The sequence below is a fragment of the Singulisphaera rosea genome (genome assembly GCF_054877945.1).
In genome coordinates, this window is record NZ_JBTYIP020000004.1 from 296,383 (window position 1) to 310,573 (window position 14,191).

9 protein-coding genes are annotated in these 14,191 nt (G+C 65.7%); 6 read left to right on the top strand and 3 right to left on the bottom strand.

What is annotated here, in order from left to right; all coding sequences use genetic code 11:
* Positions 1–46 precede the first annotated feature (46 nt).
* From ACYOEI_RS10245 to trpD, 4 genes are all read left to right on the top strand, one after another.
* A complete protein-coding gene (locus ACYOEI_RS10245; protein WP_462849351.1) occupies positions 47–2,506 on the top strand; it encodes a PSD1 and planctomycete cytochrome C domain-containing protein in 2,460 nt (819 codons plus the stop codon).
* 3 nt (positions 2,507–2,509) lie between these two features.
* Entirely contained in the window at positions 2,510–3,961 is a 1,452-nt protein-coding gene (locus ACYOEI_RS10250) for a DUF1501 domain-containing protein (protein WP_462849352.1), read from the top strand.
* Positions 3,962–4,319: 358 nt separating this feature from the next.
* Entirely contained in the window at positions 4,320–5,888 is a 1,569-nt protein-coding gene (locus tag ACYOEI_RS10255; protein ID WP_462849353.1) for a trypsin-like peptidase domain-containing protein, read from the top strand.
* Entirely contained in the window at positions 5,885–6,916 is a 1,032-nt protein-coding gene (gene trpD / locus ACYOEI_RS10260; protein WP_462849354.1) for an anthranilate phosphoribosyltransferase, read from the top strand. The genes ACYOEI_RS10255 and trpD overlap by 4 nt, the downstream gene beginning before the upstream one ends.
* 207 nt (positions 6,917–7,123) lie before the next feature.
* Here trpD and ACYOEI_RS10265 read toward each other — a convergent pair whose 3' ends face one another.
* Positions 7,124–8,593 (bottom strand): Gfo/Idh/MocA family protein, encoded by a 1,470-nt coding sequence (locus ACYOEI_RS10265; protein ID WP_462849355.1) that lies wholly within the window; start codon positions 8,591–8,593, stop codon positions 7,124–7,126.
* Positions 8,594–9,462: 869 nt separating this feature from the next.
* Between ACYOEI_RS10265 and ACYOEI_RS10270 the strand changes: the two genes are divergently transcribed.
* Together ACYOEI_RS10270 and ACYOEI_RS10275 are read left to right on the top strand one after the other, a co-directional pair.
* The gene (locus ACYOEI_RS10270; protein WP_462849356.1) at positions 9,463–10,443 is read left to right on the top strand and encodes a zinc ribbon domain-containing protein; all 981 of its coding nucleotides are present in this window, start codon (positions 9,463–9,465) and stop codon (positions 10,441–10,443) included.
* A gap of 202 nt (positions 10,444–10,645) precedes the next feature.
* Positions 10,646–11,068, top strand: a complete 423-nt coding sequence (locus ACYOEI_RS10275) for a PilZ domain-containing protein (RefSeq protein ID WP_462849358.1) — start codon at positions 10,646–10,648, stop codon at positions 11,066–11,068.
* Between the two features lie 339 nt (positions 11,069–11,407).
* Here the strand turns inward: ACYOEI_RS10275 and ilvD are convergent, their stop codons facing one another.
* Both ilvD and ACYOEI_RS10285 read right to left on the bottom strand, forming a co-directional pair.
* Positions 11,408–13,342, bottom strand: coding sequence for a dihydroxy-acid dehydratase (gene ilvD / locus ACYOEI_RS10280; protein WP_462849359.1), 1,935 nt, complete (start codon positions 13,340–13,342; stop codon positions 11,408–11,410).
* A gap of 205 nt (positions 13,343–13,547) precedes the next feature.
* Positions 13,548–14,174, bottom strand: coding sequence for a hypothetical protein (locus ACYOEI_RS10285; protein WP_462849360.1), 627 nt, complete (start codon positions 14,172–14,174; stop codon positions 13,548–13,550).
* Between the last annotated feature and the right edge of the window lie 17 nt (positions 14,175–14,191).

Sequence of the window (14,191 nt, forward strand, 5' to 3'; positions counted from 1 at the left end):
GCCCCCGGGCCCGCGACGTGGGCCTCTCCGACTCGAGACGAGCCCGATGAGACAATCACTGGCCTGCCTCGTTGGTCTGTTGGCGACGTCTCCCGGCGTCCTCGCCGCCGAGCCGGTCGACTACCTCCGCGACGTCAAGCCGATCCTGGCGCGGCACTGCGTCTCCTGTCACGGCGAGACGAAGCCGAGGGCCGGCCTACGTCTCGACACCGCCCGGGCCGCCCTCGAGGGGGGGACCGCCGGGCCCGCAGTCGTCGCGGGCAAGAGCGACGACAGCCCGCTCATCGATTCCGTCCTGGGTTTGAACGGGGCCGAGCGCATGCCGCTCAAACGTCCGCCCCTCAAGGAACGAGAGATCGAGATCCTCAAGTCGTGGATCGACGGCGGGGCCAAGGCCCCGTCGGACGAGGTCGTCGATAAGAATGGGCAAGTCCATTGGTCCTTCCGCCCCGTCGTCCGTTTCGAGCCACCGGCCGAGTCGACCCCGACCTGGGGACGCAACCCGATCGATCGCTTCATCCTGGCCGGGCTCGAACGTGCGAAGCTCCAGCCCGCCGCCGAGGCCGACCGCAGGACGTTGATTCGACGGGTGACCTTGGACCTAATCGGGCTGCTGCCTTCGCCCGCAGAGGTTGACGGCTTCCTCGCCGACGACCGTCCCGACGCCTACGAACGCCTGGTCGACCGCCTCCTGGCGACTCCCCAGTTTGGAGAGCGTTGGGCCCGTCCCTGGCTCGACCTCGCGCGTTATGCGGACTCGAATGGGTACAGCATCGATGCACCCCGGTCCATCTGGAAGTACCGCGACTGGGTGATCGACGCGCTCAACCGAGATCTCCCCTTCGACGAGTTCACGATCGACCAGATCGCCGGCGACCTCCGCCCCGACGCGTCGTTTCCCCAGAGGATCGCCACCGGCTTCCACCGGAACACGCCGATCAATCAGGAGGGGGGGATCGACCTCGAGCAATTCCGGATCGAGTCGATCGTCGACCGCGTTGGGACGACGGCGACCGCATTCCTCGGCCTCACGATGGCCTGCGCCCAGTGTCACGACCACAAGTACGACCCGATCTCCCAGCGCGAGTATTACCAGTTCTTCGCCTTCTTCAACAACGCCGACGAACCGACCCTCGACCTCGCCACCCCCGAAACCCTTGCGAGGCAAGCGTCGGTACGTAATGAGATCGCCGCCTTCCACAAGGAGTTGGAGGCGAAGCACCCGGAACTCCAAGCCAAGGAAACCGCCTGGGAAGCGACCTTGAAGCTGGCCTTCAAGACCTCGCAATCCGAGGAGATCCGCCCTGCGTTCGACCTTCCGTTGGAGCGTCGATCGGAACGTCAACGACGCGGCCTGATGGAGCTATTCCTCGCCCAGGACGCGGGGTCGAAGGACCTGTATGCTCGGCTCACGTCCTTGAGGTCGAGCGAGCCGAAGTTCACCACGACCATGGTCGTCCGCGAGCGCACGTCCCCACGCTCGACGCACATCCACCTCGGCGGCGACTTCACCCGGAAAGGTGAGGCCGTCTCCCCCGAAGTTCCCGGCGTGCTCCCACCCCTTCCCAGTGAAGGGCCGCGGAATCGAATGACCCTGGCACGCTGGTTGGTCGATCCCAAGAACCCGCTCACACCTCGGGTCACGATGAACCGGGTCTGGCAGGCCTATTTCGGGAAGGGAATCGTCGAGACGGAGAACGACTTCGGCACCCAGGGGACGCCCCCGTCGCACCCCGAATTGCTCGACTGGCTCGCGAGCGAGTTCGTCGCCCGAGGGTGGAGCCAGAAAGCGATGCATCGGCTCATCGTCACCTCGATGACATACCGACAGGCCTCGCGCTCACGCCCGGACGCCGACGAGGTCGACCCCACGCACCGGCTCCTGGCCCGACAGACCCGCCTCCGACTGGATGCCGAGATCATCCGAGACGCCGCGCTCTCCGCCAGCGGGCTGCTCTCGAACAGGGTTGGCGGCCCCGGGGTCTTCCCACCACAACCCGATGGCGTCATGTCGCTCGGCCAGATGCGTCGAGAATGGAAGGCGGCGGACGGCCCCGATCGTTACCGGCGTGCCCTCTACACCTACTTCTGGAGGGCAACTCCCCACCCCTCGCTGCTGGTCTTCGACGCGCCGAATGCGATCCAGGCGTGTACCCGACGGATCCGGTCGAACACCCCGCTCCAGGCCTTGACGCTGCTGAACGACCAGGCGTTCTTCGAATTCGCCGAAGCCCTGGCTTCGCGCATCCTGAACGAAGGCCCGGCCGACGATGCCGGGAGGATCCGTTTTGGGTACCGACTCTGCCTCGGGCGCGAGCCGGCCTCGGGAGAGTTGGAGCGGCTCCGTGCGCTCCTCTCGGGCGAGCGGAGCGACCGGAGCGAATCGGAGCCTACCACCCGCGATTCGGGTCCTACTCCGACTCGCGAGCCGTGCACCGATCGTGCGACCTGGACGTCGGTCGCGCGGGTCCTACTCAACCTCGACGAATTCATTACCCGGGAGTGAGCTGTGGATCCTCGACACGCCTTGCTCCACGAAACGCGCCGGCATTTCTTCGCACGTTGCGGCCTCGGCATTGGCTCGATGGCACTGGCGGGCTTACTGGGCGAGGGCCAGAAGGCCTCGGCCGCACCAGCGAACGACGCCGAGCCGATGGCGCCGAGGCCGGGCCATTTTCCCGCCCGGGCCAAGAGCGTCATCTATCTGTTCATGGCCGGCGGGCCCAGCCAACTCGAGCTCTTCGACTACAAACCGAAGCTCCAGGACTACAACAACCAGCCGATCCCCGAGTCGTTCATCCAGGGGCGTCGGTTCGCGTTCATGGACACGTTCACGAAAGCTCCGCCGAAACTCCTGGGTACGAACCGCAAGTTCGCCAGGCACGGCGAGTCGGGGGCCTGGGTCTCGGAGTGCCTGCCCCACATCGCCGGGGTCGTGGACGACATCGCGATCATCCGCTCGGTCGCGACCGACGTGTTCAACCACGCCCCCGCGAAGCTCTTCGCGAATACCGGGACGACCCAGTTCGGTCGCCCGAGCATGGGGTCGTGGATTACTTATGGGATCGGGAGCGAGTCGCGCGACCTCCCCGGCTTCGTCGTCCTCCAGTCGGGCCCCCGAGGCCCCCGAGGCGGGCCGGTGAATTGGGGGAGCGGCTTCTTGCCGACGAGCTATCAGGGGGTGCCGCTCCGTTCGGGAGGCGAGCCGATCCTGAACCTGTCGAGGCCTCCCGGGATCTCCGACGGGCGGCAGCGCCGGACGATCGACGCGATCCGGGACTTAAACCTCGCCCGCCTCGAGGAGACCGGCGACGCCGAGATCGCCACCCGGGTCGCCTCGTATGAGATGGCGTATCGGATGCAGTCGAGCGCCCCGGAGCTCATCGACGTCGCGGGGGAGAGCGCCGAGACCCTCGCCCTCTACGGCGCCGAGCCGGGCAAGGCGTCGTTCGCGAATAACTGCCTCCTCGCCCGACGACTCGTCGAGCGGGGCGTCCGCTTCGTCCAGCTCTACCACACCGACTGGGACCACCACGGGACCACCGGCCAGACCCTCGGGAGCGACCTCGACCAAGTTGCCCGCGAGGTCGACCAGCCCTCCGCGGCGCTCGTGCTCGACCTGAAGCGACGCGGCCTCCTCGACGACACGCTCGTCGTCTGGGGCGGCGAGTTCGGCCGAACGCCGATGGGCGAGGTCCGCGACGCGGTCGGGCGGAACCACCACGTCGACTCGGCGACCGTCTGGATGGCCGGCGGTGGGACCCGGCCTGGACTCTCCCTGGGCGCCACCGACGAATTCGGCTTCGCCGCGGTCGAAGACCGCGTCCACGTTCACGACCTCCAGGCCACCATCCTCCACCTGATGGGCCTGGAGCACACCCGGCTCACCTACCGCTTCCAGGGCCGAGACTTCCGACTCACGGACGTCGAAGGCCAGGTCGTCAAGAAACTCCTCGCCTGATCTCGGCCCGGGCTCGCAGGTCGACCAGGCCCTGGGATTCGCCTCGAAGTCACGAAGATACCAGGAGTTCAGGTCGAAGCACGCCTAGGAACAGGCCGTCCGGCGAGTTCCCCTCCAAGTCGTCCGGCGAGGGGATCGCTCGACGAGAAGCTGGCGGAGAGCGGCGAAGAATGCCGGCAAGGCGGCCACACGAGCGGACTCCGGTTTGGTTTCGGCCGAAGCGCCGAACTTTGACTTGCCTCCCTTCGGAGGGGTATATTAAGTCGGTTCGAAAATCGCCGGATTCGACCCTCGCAAGGTTTCCTCAGCCGAGGCCCTTGGCCCGCCCTTCCTGTCCTGGCGTGGAGATCGGCCGCCCATGTCTCGCACCACCCCACCGCTCCTCCTGTTGGCGACCCTGACGCTGGGAATGGTCCTGGGGGTGTTGATCGATCGTCGGGCACCCTTCGTCTCCGCGCAGGCTACTCGCGGGGCCCGGACTGAACCTGTCGGCAATCCGACCGTGGTCGCTGTATCGCGAGAGCCTCAGACGAAGCCGAACAGCGAGGCCGAGCTCTACCAACGCCTCGACCGCCAATACAATCAATTTGAACATATCAACCGAACTTTCGAAATGGTGGCGGAGGTCGTCTCGCCGGCCGTCGTCCACATCGTCTCGCATAAAGTCGAGCGGAGTTCGGAACCGCCCTACAACCGCCACTACGAAGAGACGGGCTCGGGGGTCATCGTCCGCCCCGAGCACGGGCGACAGCTCTATGTCTTGACGAACAACCACGTCGTCGAGAAGGCCAAGCCTGAGAAGATCAACATTTTCCTCAGAGACGGGCGGTCGATCCAACCCGACGGGATCTGGCTCGATGCCAAGGCCGACATCGCCGTCCTGAGCCTGGGGAGAGACGACTTGCCGGCAGCCCGCCTCGGCGACAGTGACTCCACCGCGGTCGGTTCCTGGGTCCTCGCGCTCGGCAGCCCTTTCGGGCTGACCCACTCGGTCAGCCAGGGGATCATCAGCGCCCGAGGGCGTCACGTGGACGAGCTCCACGACGTCGAGAACCAGGACTTCCTCCAGACCGACGCCGCCATCAACCCCGGCAACTCGGGCGGTCCGCTCGTGAACATGAAAGGGGAGGTGATCGGGATCAATAACTCGATCGCCTCCAACGGCGGCGGGAATGAAGGGGTCGGGTTCAGCATCCCGATCAACCTCGCGCGCTGGATCATGAACCAACTGGTCGTCAACGGCCGGGTCAGCCGAGGAGCGCTCGGGATCAACCTCCACCCCGAGTTCCGGAACGAGGACGCCCTCGCCCGAGGCCTCGACCGCCCGCGAGGCGCCTGGATCGACATCGTCCACCCGACCTCCCCGGCCGCCGAGGCGGGCCTCCGCGACGGCGACGTGATCCTCCGTTTCCGAGGGGTCGAAATCCAGGATCTCAACCACCTGATCAACGTCGTCTCGATGGCCCCCATCGGGCAGCCGGCTGAAGTCCTCGTCCTCCGCGACCGGAAGCGAATCACCTTGAGCGTACGGGTCGGCGAGCGAGACCGCAGCGTCACCCAGGCGCCGGCCCCCGACGAGCGGGTCAACGTGAATGGACTCCTCCGTCGCCCCGACCGGCCCGGCATGACGTCGTCCTACGCGCTCGGGATGGAGCTCTACACGCTCGACGAAGCGACCGCACGTCGGTTCGGGCTCCCCGAAGCCAAGCGAGGTGCCTTGATCACCAAGGTCGAACCCGGCAGCCCGCTCGCGAGTCAATGCAAGCCGAACGACGTGATCGCTTCGGTCGGCGGTAGGGCCGTCACCACCGCCGAGGAGGCGGTCAAGGCCCTCAACCGCCCGGCCGAGGATACCCCGCTGGTCCTCGGGCTCGATCGTCTACTCGCCGGCGGGGCACTCGAGCATAGAACGGTCAATCTCCCGTGATTTCAGCACTCACCGAGGCGCTTGCGGCCCTCGCCAACGGCCGCGACCTGACCGTCGACGAAAGCGCCTCGGCCGTCTCGACGATCATCTCCGGCGAGGCCACCGAAACGACCATCGCCGCCTTCCTGACCGCGTTGCGGATAAAGGGCGAGATCGCCGACGAGCTCACGGGCGCCGTGCAGGCCGTCCGGGCCCGGGCCAACCCCTGGGATCCGGACGGGCTCCCCTCGCCGCTGCTCGACACCTGCGGCACCGGAGGTGACGGCGCGAATACGGTCAACGTATCCACGGCGACCGCTCTCGTCGTGGCCGCCTGCGGAGTCGCCGTCGCGAAGCACGGGAACCGCTCTGCGTCGGGGAACTCGGGGAGCGCCGAGGTCCTTGCGGAGCTCGGTGTCGCCGTCGAGGTCGACACCAGCGTCGTCCGACGTAGCCTCAACGAGATTGGCCTGACCTTCCTCTTCGCCCCGAGCTTCCACCCGGCCCTCCGGTTCGCCGCCCCCATTCGCCGACAGTTGCCCTTCCGCACCCTCTTCAACCTCGTCGGCCCCTTGGCGAATCCCGCCAGGCCCGAACTCCAGCTCGTCGGAGTCGCGGGCGACCGCCAAGCCGACCTTGTCGCCTCAGCCCTGACGCAGCTGGGAGTCCGACGCGCCGCGGTGGTCACAGGATCCGACGGACTCGACGAGGTCACGCTCGATGGCCCGACGCGCGTCCGTTGGGTTGAGGATGGCCAGATCACCGTCGTCCATTGGAACCACGAGGACTTCGGGCTCCCGCACACCTCGGCGAGCGAGCTCCGCATCTCCGGGCCTGCCGAGAGTGCCCAACGGATTCGGGGCCTCCTCGCCGGCGAGCCGGGACCGGTCCGTTCCTCCGTGCTCGCCAATAGCGCGGCGGCCCTCCTCGTCGCCGGCAAGGCCGACAGCCTGAGATCAGGCGTCACCCTGGCCCGGGACGCCATCGACTCCGGCAACGCCGCCCGACTCCTCGACCGCTGGGGTGAGATCAGCCGACAGTCGTCCTGACGACATTTCACATCAGCATAAAATCAGGCAATCATTTCCTGCCACGCGAGAGTGTTAGAGCGTGGCTTCGTCGGCCTCCCCTCCGTTCTCGAATCCTGCCGGTGTCGTGGCGGCGGAGGGCTTCGAAACGCGACATGGCCTGGCCACTCCCGAAGGAACGGCCAGGCCACGGTTTCAGCCTCATCTCGCGTCAGAGCGACGAGGCGATCAGACGTTCTCGGCCGGGTCGCGGCCGTCGATCCAGTCGCCTTCCAGCTTCATGTAAGCGGGGGGCTCGAGCAAGGAGCCTTCGGTGCCGGCCTTCCAGCCGATGACCTGGCTGGGCTTGCCACGAAGCTTGCTCCGCTCTTCCCAGCGAGCGGCCCACGACTTGTCGGCCTCGATGACGTTGCCGTTATCGAAGTAGAGGGCCTTGCCTTCGCGGTACGACTGGACGCCCATGTTGACCGTCGTGATCGCGGCGTAGCCGAGGTCGGCCGGGCAGAGGGTCTCGGGGTTCCGCGAGCGGACGCACTCGAGGTAGTGCTCCCAGAGGGCGCGGGTGTCGTCGCGAGGGGCGTCGACGACGACGTGCTCGACGCCTTCCTCGGCGTTCGTCTTGTTGGCACCCGGAGGGGCCGGACGATTGGAGAGCTTCTCCTGCTTGACGTCGAAGCCCTTCGGGTTGAAGAGGATCGAGGCCGTGTGGCCGTGGATGACTTCGGGGATGGCGTACTGCTCGCTGCACATCGACGCCGTGACGATGATCTGGCAGCCCTCGTCGTAGTCGGCAACCACGGTCGCCACGTCGGGCACGTCGCGGCCGTCGTACTCGAGGTAGAGACCGCCGCCACCGACGACGCGCTTGGGGAAGCGGACGCCGACCGCCTGGATCAGGTGGGTGAGCTGGTGGACGAAGAGGTCGGTGTACATACCGCCGCCGAACTCCCAGTAGCAGCGCCACTGGGCAAACTTGGCGCGGTTGAAGGGCATGTCCGGGGCGAGGCCGAATTCGGTCCCGAGGAACATCTTCCAGTCGACCGTCTTGGGGCTCATGTCCTTCGACAGGCCGTAATACCGCCACTGGCCGACCGAACCGTTGCGGTAGTATTGTGTCTGGGCCTGCATGACGTGGCCGATCTTCCCGGAGGTGATCAGCTCGTTGGCCTTCTTCCACTTGGGATCGGACGTCGACTGGACGCCGACCGTCATGATCTGCTTCGTCTTCTTGACCGTCTCGGCGACCCGACGCGCCTCGTCGATCGTGTGAGTCATCGGCTTTTCGCAGTAGACGTCCTTGCCCGCCTCCATGGCGTCGATGGACATCTTCGCGTGCCAGTGGTCGGGCGTGGCGATGACGACCGCATCCACGTCCTTGTTTTCAAGGACCTTGCGGTAGTCGATCTCGGCCTGCTTGCACTTGGTCTTGTTCTGGGCGTTGACCCGGTTCTTCTCGTAGACATCGGCGATGGCGACGATGTCGACCGGCTTGCCCTCTTCCTTCATCGACAGGAGCACGTTGATGTGCGCCTGGGCTCGCCCGCCAGGCCCGAGGATCGCGAAGTTGAGCCGGTCGTTGGCCCCCTTCACGTTGCCGACGGCAGGATGCGCGAAGGTCCCGGCGGCGACCACAGCACCGGTGGCCGCGCCTGCGCTCTCCAAGAAACCACGACGAGTCACCGTTTGCTTCTCTGTCATCGCTCGCTCCGGGCGGGGAGTGAAAGGGAGTGAAAGAGCGGATCCGGCCGCCTAAAACTTGACGCCAACTTAACCTTGTAGTCGCACCACGGTCAAGGAGATGGCGGACCCCATCGCGGATTCTCGAACGTCATCGGGGACGACCCCACTACCAAACCAGGCCGAGAACTTTGCAAGCAATCATGGATGTCTAGATCTCTTGACAAACGTCCGGGATCGCGGCAAACTAGTTGGCAAGTGGCGGATAACGCCGCCCAGGCGCGGGCCTGTGCGAGGGCGCACTGGCAATAATAGGCTGGAACTGGCCGTCGTCCCGATGGGGACGCGATGCGGCCGGTCGAGCGAGACGGAACGAAGCCGTCATATCGGGGTCTAATCTAAGAAGTTCGCGGTCCGTGCGTAATCCGACCAGAGTGCCGTCCGCCCCTCTTCGAGGATGCGGAGAATGTTCTCGGAAGTGAGCGGGGGAGGCCGATGCCGGACCTCCCTCGGGATTTCGGGCCAATGACTGGCCCGCGGGCGCTCACCCCGAATCGGGCAGGAAGACCGGTCGACGTGAATCCTTTGCGATCGGTCGTGTCGCCGACCCGATGGCCGGCGAACCTCGCGCTCCCGAGAATCGGGAGAGAACCGATTGGCCACCGCGTCGTCCAGGCCGGGCCTGGGTCAGATTCGAGGTACGCCGAAGAAGGCGGGAGCTCGAAAAACCGGAAAAGATCGATTCATTTCGCCAGGCCCGAAGGTTTATGCTGAAGTTATAAACGTCGACATTTACCCGAGATTCTGAGAATTCTCTCTCTCGGGACGCGAAGGACTCCCATCACGTCGGGACAACTCGACTGGTCATCTCCTTAAAGGATTTTAATAGTATGCCGCGAACCATTTCATGCACGCAATGTGGCGTTGTGCTCAACCTCCCCCCCCAGGCGGCAGGGAAGCGGTTGAAGTGCCCGAAGTGTGGCACGAAGTTTCAGATCGACCAGGATACGACGAAGTACCCGTCCACGGAGATAAGCACGCTGGACGCGGGGCCTGCGTCGTCCCACGAGCTCCCTCGAGGGCACGGCGACCTCACCCTGCCGACTTCCTCGGGCGACCTCCGCGAGACCTTCGACCTCCCGCTCATGTCCGAGGCGGCCCCATCGAGTGGCCTCCTCGTGCCCGGCGTGGAAGCGGCCCCCGCCCAGGCGGGCGACGCCCTCGCACTCTTCGAAGAGAAGAAGCCCGGGCCGCGCCGGGTGAACGCGGCCGAAGCACGGTCGAGCGTCCGGAGGTGCCCGACCTGCGGCGGATCCGTGCCCGTCGGAATGTCGCTCTGCTCGACCTGCGGGCTCGACCTCGAGACCGGGTCGCGTATCGACCTCGATGACGACCTGATGCCCGACGCTCCCGCAAGGCCATCGGGCCCCCCCCTACCCGTCTCGGTCATCGCCATCATCTCGCTGCTCGGCAGCCTGATCCTGGCCGTCTATTCGCTCGTCCAGTGGAACCACCAACAGGATGGCTGGCAGTACTTCATCCCGATCTGCCTCTTCGGCGCCTTCGCCGCCGTCAATTTGCTCAGGGGCCGGAGTGCCAAGCTCCTGATCATCGCGTTGACGCTGGGGGTGATGGTGGACGTGGTGAGCTTCATCGCGATGCCCATCTTCCAAGCCTATCAGGAACAAGTCATCGTCGAGCAAAAGCCGTCCTCCGACGACCCCGACGCCGCCGACGTCGCAATCCGACCGATTACCGAAGGTTTGTCCTATAATCGAATTAGTCTCGGGATTGCCGGACTCTTCGCCTACGCGATCGTTGCCGTCTACCTTTCGTCGCCCTCCGTTCGACGGCACTACGTGAAGCAATGAGGGCCGGCGGCCGAGGCCGCCAGACGACGTCCACCGAAACTCGCCCGGGACGGCCGATTGACCGTCCCTTCGACCGTCGGTGAGATTTCCGTTCTTGGCGATTCGGTGAAGACTTTCGCCGATCTCCGGATTGCTTTAAGCTCGAATCCTCGCGTCGAATTCTGACGTCACAGATGAATGGGCGACCAGGCTCGAGACGTCTATGAACAAACCACCCAAGAATCAGTTGCTCGGCTTCCTTCGCTCACGCCCCCGGGCGGTCGGGGAAGCCTTCCGGACCAACCCCCGGCATGAGTCGCACCGCCGGGCTCGCCTGTTCTGGACGGAGGGAGATCGCACTCGAGAGATCCCCATCCGGCTCATCGACATCAGTCGAGTCGGGGCCGCGGTCTCGGCCTCCACGCCCCCTCCGACCTCGGCACTCGTCAGGATCCGGCTCGTCGGACCGTCGGCAACCCCCTGGATCGAAGCCATCGTCATCGGCGTCGAGGCCAATGAAGGCACCTATCGGGTCCGGCTGAAATTCCGGGAACCCTGCCCGACCGTGATGCTCAAGGCCGCCGTCCTCGACCTCTCCACCCCCGAGGTCATCCTGGACTCTGAAGACTCCGAAGATTCCGACTGAGCGCCCGACTTACACGGGACGCAGGATGCCACTTCGGCTTCCCATCGAGGCAGCCTCGAAGGCCGACCACCCTCGTCCCTTCCCGAGCCGCCTGTCGACCTGCCACCGCGGCCGTCTCCAATTCAACAGAAGCTGCGGATTCTCATATCGGCAAGTGAAATAAATATCGCATCTTTCGGTCGGAGCTATTTTGCTCCGTTTAAGTCACACACCTACGACAATGGCCCGAGTCGGGCGTTTCAAAGGCAAACCCGCCCGAATCCCCGCGTCACCCACGAGGGGCGACGCAGGGCGGTTCGATCCGAGAGGATCACGGGCAAAGGCTTTCGCTCGTCGGGTTCAATCCCACTTGAGGATGGCACCGGTGTCCGCGCTGGTGGCCATGCTGGCGTACTTGGCCAGGTAACCGCGGGTGAACCGAGGCTTGGGGGCCTTCCAGGCGGCCCGGCGTTCGGCGAGGGCTTCGTCCGAGAGTCGGACGTTGAGCTTGCCGGAGAGGATGTCGATCTCGACGATGTCGCCGTCCTGGAGTAGCCCGATGGGGCCGCCCACGGCGGCTTCGGGGCTCACGTGGCCGATCGATGCGCCGGCCGTTCCGCCGGAGAAACGTCCGTCGGTGATCAGGGCGCAACGATCGCCGAGGCCGACCCCTTTGATGGCCGTGGTGGGGGCGAGCATCTCCTGCATGCCGGGGCCACCGCGAGGGCCTTCGTTGCGGATGACGACCACGTCACCGGCCTTGACCTTGCCGAAGACGATGCCGTTGTATGCGTCGACTTCGCTCTCGAAGATGACCGCGGGGCCCGAGTGCCGGAGCATCTTGGGGTCGACGCCGGCCGTCTTGACGACCGCCCCGTCGGGAGCGAGATTCCCGAACAGCATCGACAGGCCGCCCGTCTGTGAGTAGGCCTTCTCGACGGTCCGGATGACGTCCCAACCGTCGAACCCGTCCGACCCATCGCCTCCGGAGTTGCCCCCGGCGGGTGTCTCGGGCTCCAGGCTCTCTCCTTCGGACTCGAGCAAGGCCACACCGACGGCCTGCGAGCGGGCCTCGGTCACGACGCTCGGCACGGTCCACGCCTGGCTGGTCCGCTCGCCGCCGGGCCGGACGCGGGTCAGCGTGTGGGCACTGGCCACGGCGTTGTCGCCCCGGACGTCGTAGTCGGCGATGTTCTCGCCCAGGGTCTTCCCGGTCACCGTGTGGCAGGTCAGGTCGAGAAGACCGGGCTTGCCCCGGGCAACCTCGCCGAGGATCGTGTGGATCCCCCCGGCGCGGGCAACGTCTTCGATGTGGTACGAGCTCGAAGGGCTGACCTTGCAGATGTTCGGGGTCAACTCGGAGAGCTCGTTGATCCGCTTCATCGAGTACTCGACGCCCGCTTCATAAGCGATCGCGAGGATGTGCAAGACCGTATTCGTGCTCCCGCCCATCGCCATGTCGAGGATCATCGCGTTGTCGAACGCCGATCGGGTCGCGATTTCCTGGGGGAGCAGTCCATGCCCGGGTCCGACCCTGCCGAATTCCTTGGCCATCGCCACGATCCGCTGGGCGGCGCGCTCATACAGGGCCTTGCGGTCGGCCGAGGTCGCCAGGATCGTGCCGTTGCCCGGCAGAGCCATGCCGATCGCCTCGGCCAGGCAGTTCATGCTGTTGGCGGTGAACATGCCCGAACAACTGCCGCAGGTCGGGCACGCGGCCTTCTCGATTGATTCGAGCTCCTCGGCGGTGATCTTGCCGTTCTGGCGCTGGACGCCACCGACGAACGCGTCGATCAGGTCGACCGTCCGGCCGTCCTCGGTCTTCCCCGCCTCCATCGGGCCGCCGGAGACGAAGACGGTCGGCACGTTCACCCGCATCGCCCCCATGAACATGCCGGGGACGATCTTGTCGCAGTTCGGGATGCAGATCATCCCGTCGAAGCGGTGCGCCTCGATCATCGTCTCGACGGAGTCGGCGATCAACTCCCGCGAAGGGAGCGAGAACTTCATCCCGTTGTGGCCCATCGCGATGCCGTCGTCGACCCCGATGGTGTTGAACAGGAACGGGACGCCCCCCGCCGCCCGGACGCATTCCTTGACGAAGTTGCCGACCTCCTGGAGATGGACGTGCCCCGGGATGATGTCCACATGGCTGTTGCAGATCGCGATGAAGGGCTTGTCCCAGTCGTTCTCGCGGACACCCGTCGCCCGCAGGAGGCTCCGGTGCGCGGCGCGGGCGTCGCCCTTCTTGATGGTATCGGAACGCATGGCGAAGCCGGTCGGTTCTGTGGACATCGGATGGATTCTCGATCGGGGGATCGTCGCACGGAGATCAAGAGAAGCAGGCGAAGGGTTTATGAAACACCTTCGCGCCATGTCTTCATGTTATCCCAGGCCCACTCCCACTCCAAGACGGGCGCTCGAGTCATGCCCCAAAGCCATCATGGAAATTCCAATCCGCCCAGGGCGATCGCCGAAAGAGGCCTCTTCCCACGGGGCTTCAATGAACCTTCCAGAGGAAGTGGCCCGCGAGCAGGCCCGCCAGAAATGCAAGGCCCTGGGCAATGAGCACGAACAAGGACCACGCAGCGACCGCCGATCGCGGCAAGACGATGTCTCGCGAACGGGTCGATGAGACAGGCTCCAGGCGGCGGTTCGACCCGACCTGAAGTCCGGGGACGACGACTTCGGGCTCGGGCGCGGATGACGCCGGTTCTGCGGCCACTCCGGCCGCCAAGCTCTCGGCGATCGACGCACCGTTCGCGAGGCCGAACTCCGAGGCCTCGCGACGAGGCATGTGAGCCGACTCGTCGGGTGGCAGTCGGGTCTCAACCTCGGGAGTTGGCGACGGTTCTCGAGTCGGGAGCAGCCGGGCCGCCCCCGGCTCGACCCGGATGTCCTCGGGCCGGATGTCGATCAGGTCGGCAGGGATCCCCTGGTCGGCCGAATCCAGACCGGAGGGGGACACGGTTGTGACGCCCGCGTTCTCGGCAACGTCGTCAGGGTCGGGAACGATCAGATCGGCGTCACATTTCGGACAACGCAGCGTGGTCCCGATCTTCGATCGCGAAACCCCCAGGAGCTGGTTGCATTGATAGCACCGAAACCTCAGCGGAGCCGCCGCCATATCCCAACGCCCTCACC